This window comes from Pseudomonas sp. 2hn (assembly GCF_019646095.1).
GTDB classification, from domain to species: Bacteria; Pseudomonadota; Gammaproteobacteria; order Pseudomonadales; family Pseudomonadaceae; genus Aquipseudomonas; species Aquipseudomonas peradeniyensis.
Genome location: NZ_CP081016.1, coordinates 297,175 through 321,120 on the forward strand (window position 1 = coordinate 297,175; position 23,946 = coordinate 321,120).

The following is a 23,946-nucleotide window of genomic DNA, read 5'->3' on the forward strand; positions in this document are numbered from 1 at the left end:
CATAACCCACGTGCCCGATGCTATCCTCGCCGGCATGAACACATCACTCCCCCTCAGCCTGATCGCGGCGCTCGCCGAGAACCGTGTGATCGGCATCGACAACTCCATGCCCTGGCACCTGCCGGGGGATTTCAAGTACTTCAAGGCCACCACCTTGGGCAAGCCGATCATCATGGGCCGCAAGACCTGGGATTCGCTGGGCCGACCGCTGCCGGGGCGGTTGAATATCGTCGTCAGCCGTCAGCCGGGCCTGCAACTGGCCGGGGCCGAGGTGTTCGCTTCGCTGGAAGAGGCACTGGTGCGCGCCGAGCAGTGGGCGCGGGAGCAGGGTGTCGGCGAGCTGATGCTGATCGGTGGCGCGCAGCTGTATGGGCAGGCGCTGGACAAAGGGCTGGTGAGCCGGATGTACCTGACCCGAGTGGAGCTGTCGCCCGAGGGTGATGCCTGGTTCCCAGAGTTCGATCGCGGACAGTGGCAACTGAGCGCGAGTGAGCCGCAACCTGCCGAAGGACACGGGCCGGTTTTTCACTTCGAAGTCTGGGACAAGGTCTGAGAACCTGGGGCTGCTACGCAGCCCTTTCGCGGTACAAGGCCGCTCCCACAGGGCCTAGATAAATTAATAAGTTACGGTTTGTTCCATGAGAGCGGCCTTGTGTCGCGAAAGGGGCGCAAAGCACCCCCAGCGATCTATCAGGAATGACTCAACTCAGCATGCTCATCCCCGCTCAGCACCTGCTGATCAGTCTGCTTGAGCAACTGGCTGGTAACCACCCCCGCCATCATCGAACCATTCACGTTCAGCGCCGTACGGCCCATGTCGATCAGCGGCTCCACCGAGATCAGCAAGGCCACCAGCTCCACTGGCAGGCCCATGGCCGGCAGCACGATCAGCGCGGCGAAGGTCGCGCCGCCACCCACGCCGGCCACACCGGCCGAGCTCAGGGTGACGATGGCCACCAGGGTGGCGATCCACAGCGGGTCGAAGGTATTGATGCCCACGGCCGGGGCGACCATCACCGCAAGCATCGCCGGGTACAGCCCGGCGCAGCCGTTCTGGCCGATGGTCGCGCCGAACGAGGCGCTGAAGCTGGCGATCGACTGCGGCACGCCCAGGCGTTGCGTCTGCGCCTCGATGTTCAGCGGAATGCTGGCGGCGCTGGAGCGGCTGGTGAAGGCGAAGGTCAGCACCGGCCACACCTTGCGCAGGAAGCGCAGCGGGCTGACGCCGGTCAGCGCCAGGATCACCCCGTGGACCACGAACATCAGGCCCAGGCCGATGTACGACACCACCACGAAGCTGCCCAGCTTGAGGATATCCTCGAGGTTGGAGCTGGCCACCACCTTGGTCATCAAGGCCAGCACGCCATAAGGGGTGAGTTTCATCACCAGGCGCACCAGGCGCATCACCCAGGCCTGCAGCACGTCGATGGCCGACAGGGCGCGCTCGCCCTTTTCCTTGTCGTCCTTGATCAGCTGCAGCGCGGCCAGGCCCAGGAACACGGCGAAGATCACCACGCTGATGATCGAGGTCGGCTTGGCCCGGGCCAGGTCGCCCACCGGGTTGGTCGGGATGAACGACAACAGCAGCTGCGGGATGTTGAGGTCGGCGACCTTGCCCGCGTAGTCGTTGTGGATCGCCTGCAGGCGGGCGTTTTCCTGGGCACCGGCCACCAGCCCCTCGGCGTTGAGGTCGAACAGGTTGGTCAGGACAATGCCGATCAGCGCGGCGATGGCGGTGGTCAGCAGCAGGGTGCCGATGCTCAGCACACTGATCCGGCCCAGGCTCGAGGCGTTGTGCAGGCGCGCCACGGCGCTGAGGATCGAGGCGAAGATCAGCGGCATGACGATCATCTGCAGCAGGCCGACATAGCCGTTGCCGACCAGGTCGAGCCAGCCGAGGGTGGCCTTGAGCACCGGGTGGCCGGCGCCATAGATCGTGTGCAGGACCAGGCCGAACACCACGCCCAGCACCAGGCCCAGCAGCACTTTCTTGGCCAGGCTCCAGTCGGTGCGGCGGGTTTGCGCCAGGCCCAGCAGCAGGGCCAGGAACGCCAGCAGGTTGAGTGACAGCGGCAGGTTCATTGAAGCTCCAGAAAAAGGCGGAAGAGGCATCGCCTCTGTGAGCGATTACGAACGGAAATGCTAACAGCCTGAAAACAAACGAATTTATACCTAAAAGTAATTTGCATAGTCGTTTATGGAATAACGCCTGGTCGTTTTTGGCAATGAACATGGCGTTTGCGGTTGTCTCGGGGTCGCTCACGCATGCCTGTTTGTCACAATTCAGGTCTAGGGTTGAGCGGCCACGTCTTTTGGAGAACCGCACATGATGTCTGCTCCGAGAATCCTTGCCGGCGGCCTGGCCCTGTTGCTGAGCGCCAGCAGCTGGGCGGCCACCGAGCTCAAGCATTGGCCGGCCGAGGCCGCGCAGAAGCTCGACGCGATGATTGCCGCCAATGCCAACAAGGGTAACTACGCGGTATTCGACATGGACAACACCAGCTACCGCTTCGATCTCGAGGAAGCGCTGCTGCCGTTCATGGAGAACAAGGGCCTGCTGAGCCGCGACAAGCTCGACCCCTCGCTCAAGCTGATCCCGTTCAAGGACACCGCCGAGCACAAGGAGAGCCTGTTCAGCTACTACTACCGTCTGTGCGAACTCGACGACATGGTCTGCTACCCCTGGGTAGCCCAGGTGTTCTCGGGCTTCACCCTCAAGGAACTGAAGCAGCAGGTCGACGAGCTGATGGCCTCGGGCAAGCCGATCCCCAGTACCTATTTCGAGGGGGATCAGGTCAAGACCATCGAGGTGCAACCGCCGAAAGTGTTCACCGGCCAGGCCGAGCTGTACAACAAGCTGATGGAGAACGGCATCGAGGTCTACGTGATTTCCGCGGCCTCCGAAGAGCTGGTGCGCATGGTCGCCTCCGACCCCAAGTACGGCTACAACGTCAAACCGCAGAACGTGATCGGCGTGAGCCTGCTGCTCAAGGACCGCGCGAGTGGCCAGCTGACCACGGCGCGCAAGCAGATCACTGCCGGGCAGTACGATCCCAAGGCCAATGAAGGCCTGGAACTGACCCCGTACCTGTGGACCCCGGCCACCTGGATGGCTGGCAAGCAGGCGGCCATCCTCACTTACATCGATGAGTGGAAGAAACCGGTGCTGGTGGGCGGCGATACCCCGACCAGCGATGGCTACATGCAGTTCCATGGCGTGGATGTGGGCAAGGGCGGCATCCACCTGTGGATCAACCGCAAGGCCAAGTACATGGACCAGCTCAACGGCATGATCGCGAAGAACGCGGCGGCCCAGGCCAGGGAAGGGTTGCCGGTTACCGCAGACAAGAACTGGGTGATCGTGACCCCGGAGCAGATTCAGTAACACGTCGTCATGGCCCTGTCGCGGGGTCTTGCCCCGCGATAGCGACAGACCAGGTCAGTCAGGATTAGGCACAATGCCCACGCCCACCCAGATCATCAGCGACACCTTCGCCCTCTACGAGCGCCATGGTAGTGCCGACTACATCGGCGAAGCCATCACCCAGATCGAGCACATGTCCCAGGCCGCCCAGTTGGCGATGGAGGAGGGCTACGACGATGAAGTGATCCTCGCCGCCTTCTTCCACGACATCGGCCACCTGTGCGAGGGCGAGGACATGGGCGGCTATGGCATCGTCAGCCATGAACGTATCGGTGCCGAGTACCTGCGCCGCTGCGGCTTCAGCGAGCGCCTGGCGCGGCTGGTGCAGTATCACGTCGAGGCCAAGCGCTACCTGACCTTGCGCCAGCCCGGTTACTACGATCGCCTGAGCGAGGCCAGCCGGCGCACGCTGGCGTACCAGGGCGGGGTGATGAGCGACAGCGAAGCCGATGCGTTCGAGGCCGATCCTCTATTCCGGGTGAGTCTGCGCCTGCGGGAATGGGACGAGATGGCGAAGCTGACCGGGGTGCCGGTGATGGACCTGGAGGTACTGAAGAAAAAGGCGCTGGCGGTACTTTGATCGATTCATTATCCCTCATCGCAAGATCCCGCATCACTTCTCCAAGTACTCATGCTGTGCCTCTTACCATACTTCCCTTCCTGGCAGCCCACTCGTCGCAATAGTGGGTATGGTGTTGATAAATGCCGCTTGGTGGTTATACTAACCACCAAGCGGCCGGCCCAAGGAATGGGTTCATGAACAGCCGTGAAATGATTTCAGTGATCGAAGCGGATGGTTGGTACCTGGTGCGTTCGAAAGGCAGCCACCATCACTTCAAGCATCCCGAAAAGCCAGGCCTGGTCACCATCCCGCACCCGAAGAAAGACCTGCTGCCGGCCACTGCGGCCAGCATCCTGCGCCAGGCGCGGATCGGCTATGCCAGCTGACGAGGAGACCCATCACCATGTTGTTCCCCATTGCGATTCTCCCCGGTGACGATCAACACGCCTGGGGTGTGGAAGTCCCTGACATCCCGGGCTGTTTCTCGGCCGGCGAAGACCTCGACAACGCCATCGCCATGGCCCGCGAAGCCATCGAAGGCCACCTCGAACTGCTGGCCCAGGACCAGCAGGAGATTCCCAAGGCCAGCCTGGTCAGCGTGCACGCGGCCAATCCATCTTATGCCGGTTGTACCTGGGCGCTGATCGATATCGACATCACCCGTTACCTGGGCAAGGCCGAGAAGCTCAACATCACACTGCCGGCGTACCTGCTCACCCGCATCGACTCGTACGTGCAGAACCACCCGGAGCACAAGAGTCGCTCGGGTTTCCTGGCCGAGGCGGCGCTCAGGATCCTGCAGGGTGATTGCAAGTGACCAGGCAATCGTGTCCAGCGTGCTGTGGGAGAGGAATCCGTGGAGACTTGTTTGATTTTTGATCATGTCCCGTATACGTTACAAATAATATGAATTGTCTCGTATACGGAACATGACTCCTTCATTAATTATCGAGCGTCTAGGTGAGCAGATCCGCACGCGAAGGCTCAATCGTGGATTGACCCAGCAGGCGCTTGCAACCCTGTCTGGACTGACCAGGCAGAAGGTCATTGCCATGGAAAAGGGAAGCCTGTCAGTGGCCATTGGCGCCTATGCAAGGGCATTGGCTGCGGTCGATTGCGAATTGCAGGTCGTCCCGGCGGTGATGCCGACGCTGGACGAGATCGAGGGAATGTTCGAATGATGCCGTTGAGCGTCATGACCCCTGAGGGTGACAGTGGAACAATACTGAGCAATGCAGGCGACTACCTGTTCCGCTATGCCCCACACGCCGACCCACGTACGGCGATCAGCCTGTTGATGCCGGTACGCGTCGAGGAGTACAGGCATCGGGACCTGCATCCAGTGTTCCAGATGAACCTGCCCGAAGGCTATGTCCTGGAGCAACTGCGCAACCGCCTGGCGAAGGTCGTTCAGGTGGATCCCATGCTTTTGCTGGCGTTGTCCGGTAGCAGCTCGCCCATTGGTCGTGTGCATGTCAGTTCGCCTGCTGTGGATGCGCTGTTGCTGCGGCAGAAGTTCCCGGGCGAGCGATTGGCGGACATCCTTTCATGGGACGGGTCGCAGGACATCTTTGCCGATCTGGTTGATCGCTACATTCTGCGTGCCGGCATATCCGGCGTGCAGCCCAAGGTACTGGTCCCGGAGCAGTTCGACCCTCTGTCCCAGCGCTTCACCTCGAAAACCTCCGAACTGATCATCAAGAGTGGGCGTGACGAGTACCCGGGCCTGGCGATCAACGAATACCTGTGCATGTCGGTCGCGCAGGCTGCAGGTCTGGCGGTGCCACAGTTCTTCTTGTCCGATAACGGCAAATTGTTCGTCATGCGGCGTTTTGACCGTGACGAACAGAACAAGGCCATCGGCTTCGAAGACATGGCTGCCTTGATGGGGCTTGCGGCCGACCAGAAGTACAGCAAGAGCTACGCGGCCATTGCCAAGGCCATTCGCTTGTTTTGTGCCCCCGAGCATCTGCGTCAGTCGCTTCGACAGCTGTTCGAGATGGTCGCGCTCAGTTGTATCGTCGGCAACGGGGATGCCCATCTGAAGAATTTCGGCCTGCTCTACTCCGAGCCGCTTCGACGTGATGCGCGCCTGGCCCCGGCTTACGATATCGTCAACACCACGGCATACATACCCGAGGACGTGCTGGCGCTATCGCTGTGCGGCAACAAATCCTTGTTCGCGTCACGGCAAGGATTGCTGGATTTCGCTCCGCTGTGCGAAGTGAACAACCCTGCCGAGGTCATTCGTAACCAGCTCGAGGCCCTGGAAAAGACGCTGGCCCGAGAGTCTGCGTTGTGCGAACAGGCGCCTCAGGTAGTTGCCGCCATCAAGGCGAGTGCGGCTCCCTTCATTCAGACGTTCGGTTGACCTGGTCTTTGGCTGCGGGCGTCTCCAGGAAATTGTCGAAGCGCTGCCAATCCTCCCCGAACAACTCCACCGGATGCATGGTCCGGTCCGCGCCGTTGCCGCATGCCAGTGCCTTGGCCGGGCAGTACAGGTCGCAGCCCCAGCAGATCCGCTCGGGATGGCTGGGGTTGCTGGGAAATCGCTTGGCCATGTCTCCCTCCATGAAGTGAATGCCTGCGCTCAGGCTATGCCGCGCATGGCCAAGGGGCTTGATCGGGGTCAATGCCGCTAGCTGATCGGCCCGGGCGCCTGCACCTGTTTCATCAGGTCGTCGTTCCAGCGGCCCTCGACCTGTACATGCGCGGCGGCGCCGAGCATCACCGCTTCGATCAGGTTGTGGTTGAGGTAGGTGTACAGCCCGGGCTGGCGGAAGGTGTACAGCGCCGCGCCCGCCGCGCCGCCGGGGATGAACCAGGTTTCCAGGTTGCGTTGCGGCGGGTTGGCGAACTTGCCCGAGGCCCAGACATAGTCGCCGTGGCCGCCGATCAGGTGCGGGCGAGTGTCGCGGTTGGCCTGGGAGTGAACGATCAGCACGGTCTCGCCGACCTTGGCGGTGAGTGCCTGCTTGCCGGTCAGGGCGCCGACGCTGCCGTTGAACACCACGTGGCTGGGTACCAGCCCTTTCATCAGTTGGCTCATGTCGCCGAAGCTGGCCATGGGGTTGGCGTAGCGCTTGTACTTGCCGTCCTTGTCACGGGGGATGTAGTAGTCCTGCTCGCCGATGTACCAGACCTTGTCGTAGCGTAACGGCCGGCCCTCGGGGTCCTTCAGGCCATCGCGGGGCAGGACCATGATCGCGCCGTTCATGCCGCACACCACATGCCAGGGAATCATTGCCCCACCCGGTGCGCAGTGATACACGAACACCCCGGCCCGGTCGGCCTTGAAGCGCAGCTTCACCTGCTCGCCGGGCTTCACGTGGGTCAGCTCGCCGCCGCCGAGGGCGCCGGTGGAGGCATGGAAATCGATGTTGTGCATCATGCTGTTGCTGGCCGGGTTGACCAGCGTGAGTTCCACGTAATCACCCTCGTGCACCACCATCAGCGGGCCGGGAACCGAGCCGTTGAAGGTCATGGCGTGGATGTAGGCGCCGGCGGTGTCGATGGCCAGTTCTTTCTCTTCGATGACCATGCGGAACTCGACGATCCGCGGCTTGCCCTCGACGCGCTGGGTGTGAGCGTGTACATGCGGCGGCGCCACCAGCTCGACACTGACGCGCTGCAGTTTTGCCAGGTCAACCGCCGGGTCCTGGCCCGGCACGGCGGTCGTGGCCTTTGCCAGGCCACTGCCCAGCGCCGAGGCGCCGACGCCCAGCATCACGGTACCGGCCAGCATGCCACGCCGGGTCAGGGACACGCCTTCTTGCTCATTCATGGGACTTCTCCTTAAGTCGACGAAAGCCGTCGGGCACAGGAATAGCCGCTTTGAATGTAGGGTTTATTGAGGGAGAACAAGAAGTGGAGAGGGTGGGCAATGTGTCGCAGGGGCTGAAACGAAAAAGCCCCGACATTCGTCGAGGCTTTTGAGGATGGTGCCGGCACCAGGAATCGAACCCGGGACCTACTGATTACAAGTCAGTTGCTCTACCATCTGAGCTATACCGGCACAGGGGCGTCATTATAGCGATGGATTTGCCGCTGTAAACCACTTCGTTGCATCCATCGCACATTCCCCTAAGTCACCGCGCACAAAGGAGAAATTTCCTACCAGCCGCGGTGGATCGAGTTGACGCTCGGCTCGGGCTGGCCTGGGTTGAAGAACAGCTTGCCGTTGTCGCAGCCGCGCTTGCGGCAGGTGCCGTCGGCGTTGTGCAGGGGCAGGCCGCGGTCGCCGCCCAGTTGCATGCCGGGCATGTTCCAGTTCAGCGGGGCGGGCTTGCTCGAGGGCATGCTGCTGGCGCAGCCGGTCATGGCCAGGGCGAGGGTCAGCAGGGCGAAAGGCTTGGTGTGTTTCACGATGTTCGAGTCCGTTCCGGGATCAGTCTTTGTTCAGGATGCGCTGGATGGTGCCGCCGCAGGCCATGTAGCAGGAGTCGTAGTCATTGCCGCAACTGTAGCTGCTCCCCGTGTAGGAGGGGTAGCTCGGGTAGTAGCAACTGTGACGCGCTTCCTTCTTGCTCTTGCCGTTCTGACAGTACTGGTAGGCCCTCATTTCGGCCTGGTGCAGCGCACGTTCGCTGTTCTCCTGCAGGCGCGCCATCTGCTGGCAGTGGTTGCGCTGCGTCGAACAACTGTTGATGCAATTCATGCCATGCGCACTGGGCGGTGGCGAGTATCTATAGGTGTAGCTCGGGCCGCAGCCGGCCAGGGCCAAGGCCAGGCAGGCCAGCACGAGGGCGGCCAAACTGTTGTGGAAAAGTGCCATGGGTGTTGCAGTCCTTGATCATTCGTCGCTGAACTCCAGCAGATCGCCGGGCTGGCAGTTCAGGGCGCGACACAGCTTCTCCAGGGTCTCGATCTTGAAACCCTTGATCTTGCCGTTCTTCAGCAGCGACAGGTTCGCTTCCGTGATACCGATGATTTCCGCCAGGTCCTTGGAACGCATCTTGTTCCGGGCCATGACGACGTCGAGGCGGATGATTATCGGCATAGGAAGCAGTCAGACATAACAGTTGTGTTCATCGCTGATGGTCTTGGCGTCACGCATGAGCAGCGAGAAGGCACACAGCAGGATGCCTTTCATGATCTCGTAGACAGCCTGCGATGATACACCGATCGAGAAGCTGAAGCTTCTTTCGCCGGCCGGCAGGTCGATGGCCAGGGCCAGGCCCTGCAAGGTGTAGGTCACCGGCCATAGCAACGGGGTGAAGATGCACAGCAGGCCGACCCACCACAGCAGCTTGATGTTGTCCGAGGTCCAGGTCTGGCCACGGGACAGCCGATGGAAGAACAGGCCGGTCAGGCAGAGGGCGATGACGGAAATCATCGTCGGGATCATGTCCACGGCCAGTACCAGGGCGATGGCCAGGGGAGATGGCATGTAGCCGGGTTCCAGCAGCAGGGGCATCTGGTCGCCATAGGCCTGCAGGTAGCCGTTGAGCATTTCAGGGAAGTCGAAGATGCAGAGCAACGGGATGGCCGCCAACTCGACGATCGCGGTCGTCCAGGCCAGGTAGGCGGCAAATGTGCCGATGGTGCGTAGGCGCGAACGCGCATAGGCCACGGATCTACTGTTCATGGGGTGCCTCCGTACAGTGATGAACGGGGCGGATTATTCTTGAATAATTATCGTAAAACAATAATTAATTTTGTGTTTTGGACGGTGGCGACGCTTTGTCGCAGGAGGATGGAGTAGGAATGGCACCGGCCTTGCTGGTGATCGCGGGGCCAGCCCGCTCCCACGTTGAAGATACCTGCCTACGCTTTAGGGCAGTCGTAGGGTCATCTCCATAGGAACGAGTGTGGGGAATATAATTTACGAAGCTTTCAGCAGGCTTTAAGGGGATAAATCTGGAGGCGCGCAATTTTTCGCGAGAAATATTTAGTCTCAGCCTATCGTTTTGACTTAATCGATCACCTCAGTTAATCTTGTGTTCATTATGTTGAACAGTAAAGCTTTCAAGCTCCTCTCTTCCTCCCGCTTGGTTTCCCGTGAACGTCACTGGACCGGCGACCTCTAGCGCCACCCTCCCTCTACAGCCGTAAACGTCTCTGTCTGGCGCCGAAGCCTGTGCGCTCGGCTGCTGTCGCCCATGGGAGGGCATCATGCGTTCCTGGATCTACCTGATCGTCGCCATCACCTTCGAGGTGATCGGCACGGCGTCGATGAAACTCGCCGCCACCCATTTCCCCGTACTGGGGCATGCCGTCATGTACGTCATGATCTGTCTGTCGTATTTCTTCCTGGCCCTGGCGGTCAAGCGTGTGCCGGTGGGTGTCGCCTACGCGCTGTGGGAAGGGTTCGGTATCGTGCTGATTACTTTGATCAGCGTGCTCTGGCTCGGCGAAAGCCTGGGCTGGACCAAGGCCCTGGGCCTGGCGGTGATGATCGCCGGCATCCTGCTGGTCAAGGCCGGTACCCGGGCCAAGGCCGCCGAGCGTGAAGGGGAGGCGGTGCCATGCTGATGCCATTTGCCTGGCTGGGCCTGGCCATCGTGCTGGAAGTCCTGGCCAACCTGCTGCTCAAGTATTCCGACGGTTTCCGTCGCAAGGGCCTGGGCGTGGCCTCGATCCTCTGCGTGCTGGCGGCGTTCACCGCGCTGGCCCAGGCGGTCAAGGACATCGACCTGTCGCTGGCCTACGCGATCTGGGGTGGCTTCGGCATTCTCGCCACCGTGGCCATGGGCTGGGCCCTGTTCGGCCAGCGCCTGGCCGGGCGCGGCTGGCTCGGCCTGGTGCTGCTGCTGGTAGGCATGAGCTTGCTCAAACTGGCTTGACAACACCCCTGCCAAAGCGCTTGGCCGAATGGTTTATGCACAATGGGCATTGATCGCTTGCGCGAAAGGCATGCCGGCCGGCGCTACCATCGGTCTTTGCGCAAAGGCTTGTATTTACTGGCTTTGACGCTCGCCATGGAATAAGCAAAGCAGCGCAAATAGCCTCTGGATCCAAGATTTGGTGATTTTCATCACAAGCTTGTTCACAGAGTTATCCACAGGCTGTCAACCGCGCTGCGGCGCTGTGTCGCGCTCGCCCAGCAGTAGCAGGTTGCGGGGGGTCAGCGGGTAATCGCAGAACACTCCGAGCCGAACCGCATAGCCTTGTTCCTGAAGGAACAGAGCGCGGTCGAGCACCAGCCACATTTCCAGGGGGCGACGGAAGAGATTGCGAACTAGCTCGAGGTTGCGCACCTCGGCCAGGCGTCGCTGGCCGGCGGCTTCCAGGGCGGCCCAGTCGGGGTTGTCGTTGATCGTGACCTGCTTGAGTTCGGCCAAGTCGCGGCAGTACTGCTCGAAAGGCTTTGCCAGCCAGCTGACCGGCAGCGATGGCGTGGGCAGGTAGTCGTCGATGCCGCGTTGCTGGCGTTGCAGCATGTCGAAACCCAGGCGACGGGCCATTGAGGTGTCGCGCTGGCGCCGGGTACGCAGGCTGGAGGTGACCGCCTCGCTCAGCGGCAGGCCCAGGTCTTCCTGGGTCAACGCCAGCGCCGAGGCCCGGGCGGCGCTGGAAAGCGGCTGATAGGCCTTGCCCTGGATGCGGTTGTAGCAGCAGGGCGCAACGGCGATCTGCCGGCAACCCTGCTGGCTCGCCAGCTGCATGAGCCGAACATGCAGGTCGCCGCAGGCGTGCAGGGCGACCGCGCTCTTGTCGCCGTCCAGGTGGCGGGCGCTGTCGGCGGCCATGACGTCCTGGTGCACGTGGGTGGCGGGCAGGTGATGGTGCTCGCTCAGGGCCTTGCCGGCGCTGACCAGTTCGGCGTCGTACTCCAGGCAGGTCAGTTGCTGGCCGGGCTGCAACAGGCGACGACCCAGATGGCCTTTGCCGGAACACCAGTCGAGCCAGTGTCGGGCGGGTTGACTGAACGTCAGGCGACGGCTGAAGGCCTCGATCTGCTGCCACTTGCGGCCGGCGACACCGACATCAAGGCGGTGGCCGGCGGGATGCAGGCCGGCATCGGGCAGTTCGCCGACGGCGGACAGCTGCTCGGCTTCGGCGGCCAGTTGTGGGAAGGGGGCCGGGGCCTCAGGTGTGTCGTCGGGGGATTCGGCTTGCTCGAGCGTGCGCTGGCGCAGCCAATGGGACAGTGCCGGGTGCTGGTCTTCCCACGCCAGGCGCAGGTGGGTGAACGGGCGTGGGTGCCACAGGAACTGGTGCTGTGCGAGGAAGCGGTCGAGGGCGTGGAAGCGCTCGAGGAGCTGGTCGGTTTGCAGGATGGGGGGTGTGGTCATTCGAGCACCGGGGCGCTAGCGAGAGGGGCTGCTGTGCAGCCCATCGCGGCACAAGGCCGCTCCTACAGAGAGGGGCCGCGTGCGGCCCCGCTGTCTTCATGGGGTCAACGCCCCTGGCAGGCATCCACGCGCAGCCAGCGCTCCAGTACCTTGAAGCCCTGCACCAGCACGAACGAGATCACCAGGTAGAACACCCCGGCGGCAAAGAAGATCTCCACCGGCAGGTAGGTCCGGGCAATGATGGTCCGCGCCATGCCGGTCAGCTCCAGCAGCGTCACGGTGCTGGCCAGGGCGCTGGCCTTGAGCATCAGGATCACTTCGTTGCTGTAGGCCGGCAGGCCGATGCGCGTGGCGCGCGGCAGCATGATGTAGAACAGCGTCTTGCCCCGCGACATGCCCAGTGCCCGGGCCGCCTCGATCTCGCCCTTGGGGATCGCCTGCAGGGCGCCGCGCAGGATCTCGGCGATGTAGGCGGCGGTGTGCAGGGTCATGGTCAGCACCGTGCACCAGAACGGATCGCGCAGGTACGGCCACAGCGAGCTGTTGCGCACCACTTCGAACTGGGCCAGGCCGTAGTAGACCAGGAACAGCTGCACCAGCAGCGGCGTGCCGCGGAAGAAGAAGATGTAGCCGTAGGGCAGGGCGCGCACGTACCAGTGCCGCGAGGAGCGCGCCACCCCCAGCGGAATGGCCAGGATCAGGCCGGCGATGACGGCGATGGCCACCAGCTCCAGGGTCAGGGTCGCGCCCTGGGCCAGGCGTGGCAGCCACTTGATGATGACTTCCCAGTTCATTTACTCGGCCCTCATGAAGCCGCGAGCGGCGCGCTTTTCCAGGAAGTGCATGCCGATCATCGCGATGATGGTCAGGCCCAGGTAGATGCAGGCGGCAACCGCGTAGAAGGTGAACGGCTCCTTGGTCACGGTCACGCCGATCTGCGCGTGGCGCATGATTTCTTCAAGGCCGATCACCGACACCAGCGCGGTGTCCTTCATCAGGATCATGAACAGGTTGCCCAGGCCCGGCAGGGCGATGCGCCACATCTGCGGGAGGATGATCCGCGAGAGGATGCGCCCCTTGGACAGGCCCAGCGCGAGGCCCGCTTCACGGTGCCCCTTGGGAATGGCCAGGATCGCGCCGCGGAACACTTCCGTGGCGTAGGCGCCGAAGCATAGGCCGAGGGCGATGACGCCAGCCGCGAAGGCGCTGAGCTCCAGGCCCGGTATGTTCAGGGCGGCGCCAAGGCTGTTCATCAGCCCGACGGTGCCGAAGTAGATGAGCAGCACCCAAAGCAATTCAGGTACGCCGCGCACCAACGTGGAATAGGTGCCGCCAAGCCATTGCAGCGGCTTGACCGACGAAGTCTTGGCCAAGGCGCCGAGCAGGCCCAGGGCCAGCCCCAGCAGCAAGGCGCAGAGCGCCAGTTTTACGGTCATCAGGGTACCGGCCATCATGGCCGGGCCGAATCCGTGCAGGTCGATAGTCATGGGTAAGTTTGTTCAAGGGACAGGCACCGCCATGGCGGCGATGCCTGTCGGGGCGAATCAATAGATGCTGAACGGGAAGTACTTGTCGTTGATCTTCTTGTAGGTGCCGTCGGCGACGATTTCCTTCAGCGCGGCATTGAGCTTGTTACGCAGTTCGTTGTCGCCCTTGCGTACGGCGATGCCGACCTTGTCGCTTTCGTTGACCGGATCGCCCTTGAACTCGTAGTTCTTGCCGGCATCGGATTTCAGCCAGTCGTAGTTGGCGTACTTGTCGGCGAGGATGGCGTCGACACGGCCGGAGGTCAGGTCCAGGTAGGCGTTTTCCTGGCCGTCGTAGAGGTTGACCTTGAACTCGCCGTCCATGCCGCCGTTGTCATCCAGCCAGGTTGCCGCCTGTGTGGCGCGCTGGGTACCGATGGTCTTGCCCTTGAGCGAGGCGCGGTCGGTCTTGAAGTCGACGTTCTTCGGCGCGATGAACTGCTGCTTGTTCGAGTAGTAGGGATCGGTGAAGTCGACGGCTTGCTTGCGCTCATCGGTGATCGACAACGACGAGACGATGAAGTCGAACTTCTTGGCGTTCAACGCCGGGATGATGCCGTCCCAGTCGGAAGTGACCACTTCGCACTCGACCTTCATCTTGGCGCACAGGGCGTCGCCGATGTCCTTGTCGAAGCCGACGACCTGGCCGCTGGCATCCTTGTTGTTGAACGGTGGGTAGGCGGCTTCGATACCCATGCGCAGTTTCTCGGCGGCCATGGCGTTGGCCGACATCACCAGCGTGGCAGCAGCTGCCAGGAGGAACTTCTTGTAGGTCTGCATGTAGTGCTCCGTTAGCGGTGGCTGGACATGAATTGCTTGCAACGCGCCGAGGTCGGGTTCTCGAAGACCTGCTGCGGCGATCCTTGCTCTTCGACCAGGCCCTGGTGCAGGAAGACCACTTCACTGGACACCTGGCGGGCAAAGTTCATCTCGTGCGTCACCAGCAGCATGGTACGGCCTTCTTCGGCCAATGCGCGGATGACGTTAAGCACTTCCTGGACCATTTCCGGATCGAGCGCCGAGGTCGGCTCGTCGAACAGGATGACCTTGGGCTTCATGGCCAGGGTACGGGCGATGGCGGCACGCTGTTGCTGGCCACCGGAAAGCTGGGCGGGGTAGCTGTGGCGTTTGTCGAAGATGCCGACCTTGTTCAGCAGCGCCTCGGCGTGCTCGGTGGCCTCGGCCTTGCTCTGGCCGAGCACGCGGCGCGGCGCCTCGATGATGTTGTCGAGGATCGACATGTGCGGCCACAGGTTGAAATTCTGGAAGACGAAGCCGATTTCGCTGCGCAGGCGGTTGATCTGGCGGTTGTCGGCGGCGATCAGGTCGCCGTTTTTCTGTGCCTTGAGCTTGAGGGTCTCGCCGGCGACGATGATTTCGCCCTGGTGCGGGTTCTCCAGCAGGTTGATGCAGCGCAGCAGGGTGGACTTGCCAGAGCCGGACGAGCCGAGGATGGAGATCACGTCACCGTCGCGCGCGGTCAGCGAAATGCCCTTGAGAATTTCCTGCTCGCCATAGCGTTTGTGCAGGTTGCGGATTTCCAGCGCGGGCGTGGCCTGGGCCATGTGCGGTCCTCATGTGTTCGGGTGCGTTCCCAGCTGTTGGCGGCCTTCCTGGCGTGCGCCACGCTAGCATAGCGGCGCAACGGCGGCCAACCGGGTCGCGGGGAGCTCGGGTCGCTGGTGGGACAGTTTGTCGCATCGCTGCAGTGGACTGTCGCCAGGATATCCGCAATGGCGTTTTGCCCAGCACCGGAGCTTTGATGAAAAAAGGCGCGATGGTGCCAGCTTTGTTCCGGTCTGGGAAGCCGTTTTTGGCCGGGTGGCACTGTGTCGTGGGTTACACGAGTGCGTGGTTGCGCCTTGGGGTTGCGCTTTGCCTTGCCCTGAATTTGTGCCCAGGTGTTACCGAGGGGCACCTTTGGTGCGTTTGTAAGTGGGTATTTCAGTAATCCAAACTTGGCATGGGGATTTGACGACCTTTCGGTCAAAGCTTGGCGCAATGCCCTGCAAGCCGCGTCGTTATTGGTTACAGAAACATTTCAGACGAAAGCCATTCTCAGCTGGCCCGCTTATTGCCATCTCGAAACCACTGAATGCAGCGTCGTCCACTCACACCCCGGCGCGCTGGCCAGTCATTCGTGTAGTCCACCTCCTTACAAAGGTAGTTTTATGAGCGGTAACAATTCCAATGACCTCGCTCAGGGGCTCAAGCAACGGCATGTGACCATGCTGTCGATTGCCGGCGTGATCGGCGCCGGCCTGTTCGTCGGCTCCGGCCATGCCATCGCTGCCGCCGGCCCTGCCGTGCTGCTGGCCTACGCCGCTGCCGGTACCCTGGTGGTGCTGGTGATGCGCATGCTCGGCGAAATGGCGGTCGCCTCGCCTGACACCGGTTCCTTCTCCACCTACGCCGACCGCGCCATCGGGCGCTGGGCCGGTTTCACCATCGGTTGGCTGTACTGGTGGTTCTGGGTCCTGGTGATCCCGCTGGAGGCCAACGCCGCCGCCGCCATCCTGCATGCCTGGTTCCCGTCGGTGGACCTGTGGGCGTTCTCCCTGATCATCACCCTGGCGCTGACCGTCACCAACCTGTTCAGCGTGAAGAACTACGGCGAGTTCGAGTTCTGGTTCGCCCTGCTCAAGGTGCTGGCGATCATCGGCTTCATCGTCGTCGGTTGCGCGGCCATGTTCGGCATGGTGCCTAGCAGCCAGGTGAGCGGTATCAGCCACCTGTTCGATACCCAGGGCTTCATGCCCAACGGTCTGGGTGCGGTGCTGGCCGCCATGCTGACCACCATGTTCTCGTTCATGGGTACCGAGATCGTCACCATCGCCGCTGCCGAATCGAAAGACCCGGGCCGTCAGATCAGCAAGGCCACCAACTCGGTGATCTGGCGTATCTGCCTGTTCTACCTGGTGTCGATTTTCCTGGTCGTGGCCATGGTGCCGTGGAACGATCCGGCCCTGGCCGAGAAAGGTTCCTACCAGACCGTCCTCAGCCTGATCGGCGTGCCGAATGCCAAGCTGATCGTCGATATCGTCGTGCTGATCGCCGTGACCAGCTGCCTGAACTCGGCGCTGTACACCTCCTCGCGCATGCTGTTCTCCCTGAGCAAGCGTGGCGACGCCCCGGCCATCGCCCAGCGCACCACCAAGGCGGGCACCCCGCACTGGGCCGTGCTGCTCTCCACTGCCGCCGCTTTCCTGTGCGTGTTCGCCAACTTCCTGGCCCCGGCCGCGGTGTTCGAGTTTCTGCTGGCCAGCTCCGGCGCCATCGCCCTGCTGGTGTACCTGGTGATCGCCGTGTCGCAACTGCGCATGCGTGCCCAGCGTGAAGCCAAGGGCGAGAAGATCTCGTTCAAGATGTGGATGTTCCCGGGCCTGACCTGGGCGACCATCGCTTTCATCATCGCCATTCTGGTAGTGATGGGCCTGCGTGAAGACCACCGAGCCGAGATCATCGCCACGGCCATCCTGAGCATTGGCGTGGTGGCGGCTGGCCTGCTGGTGCATCGCAAGCGTGGCGCTGCTGCGCGAGTGGCGCTGGATAGCTGATCCGCATGTGAAACGAAAAGGCCGCGTCCTGTGAGGGGCGCGGCCTTTTTGTTTGTGCGGGTGGCGGGAGCGACTCAGCCGAACTGTTTCTGCTGTTGCTGCTGCCTGGCCACGACTTCCGAGGCAGTGACATAGGCATCCTGGAACTCGTCGCTCTCCAGCCAGGCCATGGTTGCGTCTTCGTCGGCGCCGTCGAGCCATTTGCGGTAGGCGGTGAACACCAGGACGATGTAGTCGGTGGCGTGTTCTTCCTTGTGGCCCTTGAGCACCAGTGCCAGCAGCGGGTCGACCAGGAATACCGAGATCATCGGCACCAGGCCGTTTTCCTGGGCCTCCTTCATCTTTTCGAACAGGCTGTTGTAGCTGCCCGACTCCATGGCCTTGTTGAACACCTGCTCGACGCTGGCGCTGTCACCGGCGCTGGCCTTGACCGCCTGGCCGCTGCGCACCATGCGGTTCTGCTTGGCCTTGGTGGCGGCGCGTTTGGCGCGTTTCTGTTGTTTGGTGTTGGTGGCCATGGAGGATCCTTGGGGTAGCGGGTAAAGGCGCGTATTGAAGCTTAGTTGCCCGGGAAACCCAAGTAGGTATTCGAGATTGTCGGGGGCGCTTTGCGCCCCTTTCGCGACACAAGGCCGCTCCTACAGGCGATCGCGTAACCTCTGTAGGAGCGGCCTTGCGCCGCGAAAGGGCTGCGCGGCAGCCCCAGCGATTCAGCCGGCCAGCACCGCCGGCTCATCCTCCTCGAACCCCCGCGAAGCCCGGCCGACCAGCAACGGATCCGGCGCATGCGCCACGCTGTGGTCCTTGCCCGGATAATCCAGCGAATGCAGGAAGTGGCGAATGCAGTTGATCCGTGCCCGCTTCTTGTCGTCCGACTTGATTACCGTCCATGGCGCATCGGCGGTGTCGGTATGGAAGAACATCGCTTCCTTGGCCGCGGTGTAGTCCTCCCACTTGTCCAGCGACTTGATGTCGATGGGCGACAGCTTCCAGTGCTTGAGTGGATCGTCACGGCGAGAGATGAAGCGGCGCAACTGCTCCTCGCGGTTTACCGAAAACCAGAACTTGAACAGCAGGATGCCGCTGTTGCACAGCATGCGCTCCAGCTCCGGCGCCTGGCGCATGAACTCCAGGTATTGCAGGGGCGAGCAGAAGTCCATGACCTTCTCGACCCCGGCGCGGTTGTACCAGGAGCGGTCGAAGAACACCATTTCGCCGGCTGTGGGCAGGTGCTGGACATAGCGCTGGAAGTACCACTGGCCCTTCTCCTGCTCGGAGGGCTTCTCCAGCGCGACGATGCGCGCGCCGCGCGGGTTCAGGTGCTCCATGAAGCGCTTGATGGTGCCGCCCTTGCCGGCGGCGTCGCGGCCCTCGAACAGCACGACGATGCGCTGGCCGGTTTCCTTCACCCAGTTCTGCACCTTCAGCAGTTCGATCTGCAGGTCATGCTTGGCCTTCTCATAGTCCTGGCGGCGCATGCGCGTGCGGTAGGGGTAGTTGGCCGGCAGGCGCGCCGAAGTGCTGTCTTCGTTGCTACCTTTGCGGGCGTTGGCCACTTCCAGGGCGGCGGGCTGCTGGCTGACCTGGGTGATGGTCTCTTGCGTGGCGGTGCTGGTGGCCGGTTTGCGCTGGCGTGGGCGACGGGGACGAGGGGCTGGCTTGGGGCTGCTGTCGGCCTCGGCGGGCGCTGGCAGGAGGAGGGTGGCGGATTCTTCGCTCATGGAGGTCCTTGCGGGGGTCGGTCGAATGTCCACCTTCCATCCTATTGGTCTGTGGAGGGTGGCTTTTTGATATCGATCAATCGGGAAGGGGGCCGCAGGTCTGTTGAATGGTTTGAAACAGTTGCCGTTTGATGTAGTGTGAACTGCGGTTTACATTTTTCTCATGCACACGCTCATACAGACCGACATGTACAGGAAGTGGTTTGCCGCCTTGCGGGATGCGCGTGCGCAAGCTCGCATCAACGTGCGGCTGCGGCGGGTCGAGCTTGGAGTGCTGGGTGATTGTAAGCCGGTGGGTGAGGGTGTCTTCGAGTTGAGGATCGACTACGGTCCGGGCTATCGGGTCTATCTGGCTCGGCGGGGTTACGAAGTGATCATCCTCCTGGCAGGAGGAGACAAAGCCACCCAGGCCAGGGACATCAAATCTGCACTCAGGCTGGCGCGCAATCTTTAGGAGACCACCATGACAGATCTCAAGCTGACCAAGTGGGACGCTGCGGACCATTTGCAGACCGAGGAAGATATCGTCCTCTATCTTGAGGCGTGCCTGGAGGAGAACGATCCGACGCTGCTTGCCGCCGCGTTGGGGGATATCGCCCGTGCCCGCGGCATGGCCCAGTTGGCTCGTGATACCGGCTTGACCCGGGAGGGTCTGTACAAGGCGCTGTCTGCGGATGGAAACCCCAGCCTGGCAACCATCATGAAAGTCATGGCGGCGCTCGGGGTCCGGCTGCACGCAGAGATCGTAACTCCGCGGGCGGCGGGGTAGGTCTTGATAACACGGCGCCGACCAAATCGCAGACAACAAAAAACCCGCACTAGGCGGGTTTCTTGTGTCGCTTCGGGTAACTTTGCAACCACCAGAAGCTGAAGGTGGTGCCCAGAGACGGAGTCGAACCGCCGACACGAGGATTTTCAATCCTCTGCTCTACCGACTGAGCTATCTGGGCGACGAGGTGCATTAAATAGATTTCCGAATCGACCGTCAACGATTTTTTTGAAAAAATTTAAATTAATTCCGTCGCTTACGGTTTTCGGGGTCAATTCGAGGGTGGCACGTAGCCTTCGGCCTGGGCGTAATCCTCACCGGCGAAGAACTTGTCCATCTCGGCCTGGATGAATTTGCGGTCCTCGGCATTCATCATGTTCAAGCGCTTCTCGTTGATCAGCATGGTCTGGTGGTCCTGCCACTCCTTCCAGGCTTTCTGCGAGATGTGCTCGAAGATGTCCTGGCCCTTGGCGCCTGGGTAGGGCGGGCGGTCCAGGCCGGGGAGTTCTTCGTTGTACTTGCGGCACTTCACGGTGCGGGTCATGGCTTGTCTCCTGCAATCAGTTCGTCGGCCGCGCGTTGCAGCAGCTTCTTGACCGGGGCGGCGAGGCCCAGGCGCGGCGGGGTGGCGAGGTTATACCAGAGCCAGTCGGGCTCGGCCACGTGCGAGCCGACGGGCTCGACACGCACCAGCCAGGGCTCGATGGCCAGCTGGAAATGGCTGAAGGTGTGGGTCAGGCCGTCCAGGGCCTGGCTGCCGTTCAGGCGCAGGCCGTGCTGGTAGGCGAGGTCGTCGAGCTGTTCCAGGCTGTCCAGCTCCGGCAGGCTCCACAGTCCGCCCCACAGGCCGGTGGAAGGCCGGCGATAGAGCAGGATCGCGCCTTCGTGGTTGGTCAGCAGCGGCATCAGGGTCTTGCGCTGGGGCAGGGCCTTGCGCGGCTTGGGCTCGGGGTAGCGGGTCTCCTCGCCATGCAGGTGCGCCTCACAACCCCTTTGCAGCGGGCAGATCAGGCAACTGGGCTTGCTGCGGGTGCACAGCGTGGCGCCCATGTCCATCATCGCCTGGGTGAAGTGGTTGACCCGGGTCATCGGCGTGAAGCGCTCGGCGGTGGCCCAGAGCTGGTTGGCCACTTTGGGTTCGCCGGGGTAGCCGGCCTGTGCGGTGAAACGGGCCAGCACGCGCTTTACGTTACCGTCGAGGATCGGCGCGCGGATGCCCATGCTGATGCTGGCGATGGCGCCCGCCGTGGAGCGCCCGATGCCGGGCAATTCGGTGAGTTGCTCGACGCTGCGCGGGAACTCGCCGCCATGCTGCTCGACAACGATCTTCGCGGCCTTTTGCAAGTTACGGGCGCGGGTGTAGTAGCCAAGGCCCGTCCACAGGTGCAGCACCTCGTCCTCCGGCGCCTCGGCCAGGGCCTGCACGGTCGGCAGGGCCTGCATGAAGCGGTCGAAGTAGTTGAGCACGGTGCTGACTTGCGTCTGCTGCAGCATGATTTCGGAGACCCACACCCGATACGGGTTGATGCCCTGTTGCCAGGGCAGGTCGTGGCGGCCGTGCTGGTCGTACCAGTCCAGCACGGCGCTGGAGAACTGCTGGGGGCTCATCGTTTGAACAGCCCCTTGAGCGCATCTTTGAGTTCCGGGCTCACCTTGTCTCCGAGTTTCTCTTCGAGTTTTTCATCGATCTTGTCCTTCAGGCGGTTGCCGGCCAGCTTCGCGGCGACCTTGCCCAGGCCGTCCTGATCCAGGCGGCAGGCCTTGGCGCCCAGCTCCAGCGGGCCGCGGCAGCGCAGCGGCACTTCGACGCCGGCAAAGCGCTCGTTGACCTGGCAGGCCGGGTCGGGCATGGCGCGCTGGTCGCCCTCGACGATCACGCCGACGTTGTAGTCCATGCCCAGCACGCGCAGGTCGAGGTCGCCATGGCCGTTGACGGTCAGGCCCGGGATGCGTGCCTTGAGGTCCGGGTTGCTGGCCACGCCGTTACGTACCACCAGGCTGCCGCGCAGTTCCTGGAACGGCGTGTCCTTGCCCCGCTGTTCGCCGCTGAGCTGCTTGCGGTTGAGGGTGGCGATGGCCTGGCACAGCTGCTGTTCCAGGTTGGCGTTGACCAGCACACCGTCGTTGATGGTGAAGCTGGCGTTGCCGTTGAGGGTATCGACCAGGGCTTTCTGGCTGTTGCCGGTGGCGGTCAGGTCGCTGTTCAGGGTCAGCAGGCCCTTCACTGGCGGCGTCTGGTCCGGGCTTTCGCGCTTGATGAAGTGCTCCACCGGCACGCGATTGATCTTGGTGTTCACGCCGATCTGCGGCACGGCGGGGCGTACGTCGACAGTGCCCTTGGCCTCGAAGGTGCCGTTGTACAGGCCGCCGCGCAGGGTCTGCAGGGTGACCAGGCCGGCCTGGCCGCTGGCGGTCAGCTGTGCGTCGCTGATCGGCAGCTTGTCCAGGGTCAGCGCGCCGAACGACAGGTCGGCCTGCAGGTCCAGGGCGCGCAGGCGGTCGACCGGCAACAGCTTGTCGTTGCTCCAGGCCACCTGGGTCGGTGCGTCGGGCAGTGGTGTGGTGCCCGCGCCGGCGACGGCGGTGGCTTCCTGCTGCTTGACCTCGGCCTGGCGCGCGGCGCTGGCGCCCTTGGCCTCTTCGCTTTTGGCCGGCAGGTAGCGATCGGCGTCGAACGTGTCGGCTTTGAGGCGTACGCGCAATGCTTGCTTGGCGAAATCGTCCACGGCGACACGGCCGGTGAAGGTGCTGTCGTCCAGCTTCACCGCCAGGTCTTCCAGGGCCAGGCTGTTCTGCGTGCTCTGCAGGCGGGTGACCAGCTCCAGCTTCTTGAACGCCCCCGGGTCGGCGGTGGCCGGCAGCGGGTGGCCGATGCCGTCGAGGAAGGTGCGCAGGTCGAACTGGGCGATGGACAGGCCGCCGCTGACCTGCGGGGCCTTGTCCAGATCACGCACGTTCAGTTCGCCCAGGGCGCGCAGCTGGTTGGCCGAGACCTTCAGGCCGCTCCAGGACGCGACATTGGCCGCCAGGTCGACCAGCACCTGCCCTTGGGCAACGAAGGTCAGGGTCTTGCCGGCCAGCGGCTCGCCCGAGGTCTCGCCTGACAGGCGCATGTCCTCGAGGTTGTAGCGCTTGAGCTTGCGGTCGAAGCGCAGCTCGCCGGTCAGCTCGGTGCGCGCCTTGATGTTCGGCTGGCTGGCGCTGAGGAAGGCACTGGCCTTGAGCGCGATGTTCGCGCCTTCGTGCACGGGGCCGGTGCTCAGCTGGATGCTTTCGGCGCCGTAGGTCTGTCCGGCTTTCTCGTCGGTGTAGAGCACGCGGGCGTTATTGACGGTCAGGCTGTCGATGTCGAGCTTGACCGAGCGTTCGCTGGCTTCAGCGTTGGCTGGCGCGGCGGCTGGCGCTTCAGCCGGCGTGCTGGCCGGCGCGCCGGCGACGGTCGGCTGCGGCAGTGGCTTGCCGATGTCTTCCCAGTTGCCGTGGCCATTGGCGTCGCGGGTCAGGGTCAGGTTGAGGCCCTCGACCCGCACATCGCTCATCTGCACCTCGCGGCGCAGCAGCGGCAGCACGCGCACCGACAGGCCGAGCATCTGCAGGTCGGCGAACGGCACCTTGGGGTTGTTCAGCGTGGCGATGCTCGCCTCGTGCAGCTCCAGGCCCAGCCAGGGGAACAGGCTCCAGCCGATGTCGCCGTTGAGGGTCAGTTCCACATGGGCCTTGTCGCGGGCCAGCTTGCGGATTTCGTCTTTGTAGTCGTTGGGATCGAAGAGGTGGGTCAGGGCGAAGCCCAGCGCCACGATGATCAGCAACAACCCGAGAAGCCCCAGCCCCAGGATTTTGCCGAACGCTTTCATGGGCGAGTCCTTGTAGTCCGATTTAGAAATTCAGCGGCGAGTATAGCGCCGTGGCACTTGGCTCTGCGTATCCGACATTTCGACAGTGGGAATGATGACAGTTCATTTATCACCTGCTTGGACCTAATCGCAGGGCCGAGACCAGCGTGGTACCTGCGTGGGAGCGGGCTAGCCCCGCGATGAGGCCCGAACAGGCGACACACCCTCACCTGAATACGCGAAATACCGATTCAGCTGACGAAAAAAACACGATATCAGATTGCTTTCATGTCACCCCCTGCTGGTAATCTTGCGCC

The 23,946-nt window shown here is 62.6% G+C and carries 29 protein-coding genes and 2 tRNA genes; 12 read left to right on the forward strand and 19 right to left on the reverse strand.

Going from position 1 to position 23,946, the window contains the following annotated elements:
* Nucleotides 1–34: 34 nt before the first annotated feature.
* Nucleotides 35–553 (forward strand): dihydrofolate reductase, encoded by a 519-nt coding sequence (locus K2O50_RS01380; RefSeq protein WP_050703384.1) that lies wholly within the window; start codon nt 35–37, stop codon nt 551–553.
* Between the two features lie 137 nt (nt 554–690).
* Here K2O50_RS01380 and K2O50_RS01385 read toward each other — a convergent pair whose 3' ends face one another.
* Complete coding sequence (locus K2O50_RS01385) at nt 691–2,082, reverse strand: L-cystine transporter (protein ID WP_050703385.1); 1,392 nt, start codon at nt 2,080–2,082, stop codon at nt 691–693.
* Nucleotides 2,083–2,329: 247 nt separating this feature from the next.
* Here K2O50_RS01385 and K2O50_RS01390 point away from each other — a divergent pair, with 247 nt between their 5' ends.
* The 6 genes from K2O50_RS01390 (at nt 2,330) to K2O50_RS01415 (ending at nt 6,357) form a co-directional block, all read left to right on the forward strand.
* Complete coding sequence (locus K2O50_RS01390) at nt 2,330–3,385, forward strand: haloacid dehalogenase-like hydrolase (RefSeq protein ID WP_198742370.1); 1,056 nt, start codon at nt 2,330–2,332, stop codon at nt 3,383–3,385.
* Nucleotides 3,386–3,458: 73 nt separating this feature from the next.
* On the forward strand, nt 3,459–4,004 hold the full coding sequence (locus K2O50_RS01395) for a phosphonate degradation HD-domain oxygenase (RefSeq protein WP_050703387.1): 546 nt from the start codon (nt 3,459–3,461) through the stop codon (nt 4,002–4,004).
* 176 nt (nt 4,005–4,180) lie between these two features.
* A complete protein-coding gene (locus tag K2O50_RS01400; protein ID WP_050703388.1) occupies nt 4,181–4,372 on the forward strand; it encodes a type II toxin-antitoxin system HicA family toxin in 192 nt (63 codons plus the stop codon).
* Between the two features lie 17 nt (nt 4,373–4,389).
* Nucleotides 4,390–4,803 carry a type II toxin-antitoxin system HicB family antitoxin gene (locus tag K2O50_RS01405; protein ID WP_050703389.1) on the forward strand — a complete coding sequence of 138 codons (414 nt, stop codon included), beginning with the start codon at nt 4,390–4,392 and terminating at the stop codon, nt 4,801–4,803.
* Nucleotides 4,804–4,915: 112 nt separating this feature from the next.
* Nucleotides 4,916–5,167 (forward strand): helix-turn-helix transcriptional regulator, encoded by a 252-nt coding sequence (locus K2O50_RS01410; protein ID WP_050703390.1) that lies wholly within the window; start codon nt 4,916–4,918, stop codon nt 5,165–5,167.
* On the forward strand, nt 5,164–6,357 hold the full coding sequence (locus K2O50_RS01415) for a type II toxin-antitoxin system HipA family toxin (RefSeq protein WP_371263116.1): 1,194 nt from the start codon (nt 5,164–5,166) through the stop codon (nt 6,355–6,357). The genes K2O50_RS01410 and K2O50_RS01415 overlap by 4 nt, the downstream gene beginning before the upstream one ends.
* Here K2O50_RS01415 and K2O50_RS01420 read toward each other — a convergent pair.
* From K2O50_RS01420 to K2O50_RS01450, 7 genes are all read right to left on the reverse strand, one after another.
* Complete coding sequence (locus K2O50_RS01420; protein WP_050703391.1) at nt 6,338–6,547, reverse strand: DUF3079 domain-containing protein; 210 nt, start codon at nt 6,545–6,547, stop codon at nt 6,338–6,340. The two genes, K2O50_RS01415 and K2O50_RS01420, sit on opposite strands and share 20 nt — an antisense overlap.
* A 77-nt stretch (nt 6,548–6,624) precedes the next feature.
* The gene (nirK, locus tag K2O50_RS01425) at nt 6,625–7,770 is read right to left on the reverse strand and encodes a copper-containing nitrite reductase (RefSeq protein WP_050703392.1); all 1,146 of its coding nucleotides are present in this window, start codon (nt 7,768–7,770) and stop codon (nt 6,625–6,627) included.
* Nucleotides 7,771–7,925: 155 nt separating this feature from the next.
* Nucleotides 7,926–8,001: transfer RNA gene (locus K2O50_RS01430), tRNA-Thr, on the reverse strand.
* A 98-nt stretch (nt 8,002–8,099) separates the two neighbouring features.
* On the reverse strand, nt 8,100–8,351 hold the full coding sequence (locus K2O50_RS01435; RefSeq protein ID WP_052896382.1) for a hypothetical protein: 252 nt from the start codon (nt 8,349–8,351) through the stop codon (nt 8,100–8,102).
* Nucleotides 8,352–8,373: 22 nt separating this feature from the next.
* Complete coding sequence (locus K2O50_RS01440) at nt 8,374–8,760, reverse strand: hypothetical protein (RefSeq protein ID WP_050703393.1); 387 nt, start codon at nt 8,758–8,760, stop codon at nt 8,374–8,376.
* A gap of 18 nt (nt 8,761–8,778) precedes the next feature.
* Nucleotides 8,779–8,985, reverse strand: a complete 207-nt coding sequence (locus K2O50_RS01445) for a helix-turn-helix transcriptional regulator (protein WP_023629980.1) — start codon at nt 8,983–8,985, stop codon at nt 8,779–8,781.
* Nucleotides 8,986–8,994: 9 nt separating this feature from the next.
* Complete coding sequence (locus K2O50_RS01450) at nt 8,995–9,573, reverse strand: hypothetical protein (RefSeq protein ID WP_050703394.1); 579 nt, start codon at nt 9,571–9,573, stop codon at nt 8,995–8,997.
* A gap of 527 nt (nt 9,574–10,100) precedes the next feature.
* On the opposite strand from K2O50_RS01450, the gene K2O50_RS01455 reads away from it, so the two are divergent.
* Together K2O50_RS01455 and mdtI are read left to right on the forward strand one after the other, a co-directional pair.
* A complete protein-coding gene (locus tag K2O50_RS01455; protein WP_050703395.1) occupies nt 10,101–10,460 on the forward strand; it encodes a multidrug/spermidine efflux SMR transporter subunit MdtJ in 360 nt (119 codons plus the stop codon).
* Complete coding sequence (gene mdtI, locus K2O50_RS01460; protein ID WP_050703396.1) at nt 10,454–10,771, forward strand: multidrug/spermidine efflux SMR transporter subunit MdtI; 318 nt, start codon at nt 10,454–10,456, stop codon at nt 10,769–10,771. The genes K2O50_RS01455 and mdtI overlap by 7 nt, the downstream gene beginning before the upstream one ends.
* Nucleotides 10,772–10,996: 225 nt before the next feature.
* Here mdtI and K2O50_RS01465 read toward each other — a convergent pair whose 3' ends face one another.
* The 5 genes from K2O50_RS01465 to K2O50_RS01485 form a co-directional block, all read right to left on the reverse strand.
* On the reverse strand, nt 10,997–12,223 hold the full coding sequence (locus K2O50_RS01465) for a methyltransferase (RefSeq protein ID WP_050703397.1): 1,227 nt from the start codon (nt 12,221–12,223) through the stop codon (nt 10,997–10,999).
* Nucleotides 12,224–12,327: 104 nt separating this feature from the next.
* Nucleotides 12,328–13,017 carry an ABC transporter permease gene (locus K2O50_RS01470; RefSeq protein WP_028688474.1) on the reverse strand — a complete coding sequence of 230 codons (690 nt, stop codon included), beginning with the start codon at nt 13,015–13,017 and terminating at the stop codon, nt 12,328–12,330.
* Complete coding sequence (locus tag K2O50_RS01475) at nt 13,018–13,710, reverse strand: ABC transporter permease (protein WP_050703398.1); 693 nt, start codon at nt 13,708–13,710, stop codon at nt 13,018–13,020. It abuts the gene before it with no gap.
* A gap of 57 nt (nt 13,711–13,767) precedes the next feature.
* A complete protein-coding gene (locus K2O50_RS01480) occupies nt 13,768–14,529 on the reverse strand; it encodes an ABC transporter substrate-binding protein (RefSeq protein WP_028688472.1) in 762 nt (253 codons plus the stop codon).
* An 11-nt stretch (nt 14,530–14,540) separates the two neighbouring features.
* A complete protein-coding gene (locus K2O50_RS01485; protein WP_050703399.1) occupies nt 14,541–15,314 on the reverse strand; it encodes an ABC transporter ATP-binding protein in 774 nt (257 codons plus the stop codon).
* Nucleotides 15,315–15,920: 606 nt separating this feature from the next.
* On the opposite strand from K2O50_RS01485, the gene gabP reads away from it, so the two are divergent.
* Nucleotides 15,921–17,306 carry a GABA permease gene (gabP, locus tag K2O50_RS01490; RefSeq protein ID WP_050703400.1) on the forward strand — a complete coding sequence of 462 codons (1,386 nt, stop codon included), beginning with the start codon at nt 15,921–15,923 and terminating at the stop codon, nt 17,304–17,306.
* A gap of 74 nt (nt 17,307–17,380) precedes the next feature.
* Here the strand turns inward: gabP and K2O50_RS01495 are convergent, their stop codons facing one another.
* Together K2O50_RS01495 and ppk2 are read right to left on the reverse strand one after the other, a co-directional pair.
* Nucleotides 17,381–17,824, reverse strand: coding sequence for a hypothetical protein (locus K2O50_RS01495; protein WP_050703401.1), 444 nt, complete (start codon nt 17,822–17,824; stop codon nt 17,381–17,383).
* A gap of 192 nt (nt 17,825–18,016) precedes the next feature.
* Complete coding sequence (ppk2, locus tag K2O50_RS01500; RefSeq protein WP_050703402.1) at nt 18,017–19,027, reverse strand: polyphosphate kinase 2; 1,011 nt, start codon at nt 19,025–19,027, stop codon at nt 18,017–18,019.
* Nucleotides 19,028–19,190: 163 nt separating this feature from the next.
* Here ppk2 and K2O50_RS01505 point away from each other — a divergent pair, with 163 nt between their 5' ends.
* Both K2O50_RS01505 and K2O50_RS01510 read left to right on the forward strand, forming a co-directional pair.
* Nucleotides 19,191–19,481 carry a type II toxin-antitoxin system RelE/ParE family toxin gene (locus K2O50_RS01505; RefSeq protein ID WP_050703403.1) on the forward strand — a complete coding sequence of 97 codons (291 nt, stop codon included), beginning with the start codon at nt 19,191–19,193 and terminating at the stop codon, nt 19,479–19,481.
* A gap of 9 nt (nt 19,482–19,490) precedes the next feature.
* Entirely contained in the window at nt 19,491–19,796 is a 306-nt protein-coding gene (locus K2O50_RS01510; RefSeq protein ID WP_050703404.1) for an addiction module antidote protein, read from the forward strand.
* Between the two features lie 105 nt (nt 19,797–19,901).
* On the opposite strand, the gene K2O50_RS01515 is transcribed toward K2O50_RS01510, so the two are convergent.
* From K2O50_RS01515 to K2O50_RS01530, 4 genes are all read right to left on the reverse strand, one after another.
* Nucleotides 19,902–19,977: transfer RNA gene (locus K2O50_RS01515), tRNA-Phe, on the reverse strand.
* A gap of 90 nt (nt 19,978–20,067) precedes the next feature.
* Entirely contained in the window at nt 20,068–20,340 is a 273-nt protein-coding gene (locus K2O50_RS01520; RefSeq protein ID WP_011536185.1) for an oxidative damage protection protein, read from the reverse strand.
* Nucleotides 20,337–21,404, reverse strand: a complete 1,068-nt coding sequence (mutY, locus tag K2O50_RS01525) for an A/G-specific adenine glycosylase (RefSeq protein WP_050703405.1) — start codon at nt 21,402–21,404, stop codon at nt 20,337–20,339. The genes K2O50_RS01520 and mutY overlap by 4 nt, the downstream gene beginning before the upstream one ends.
* On the reverse strand, nt 21,401–23,650 hold the full coding sequence (locus K2O50_RS01530) for an AsmA family protein (protein WP_050703406.1): 2,250 nt from the start codon (nt 23,648–23,650) through the stop codon (nt 21,401–21,403). The genes mutY and K2O50_RS01530 overlap by 4 nt, the downstream gene beginning before the upstream one ends.
* Nucleotides 23,651–23,946 lie beyond the last annotated feature (296 nt).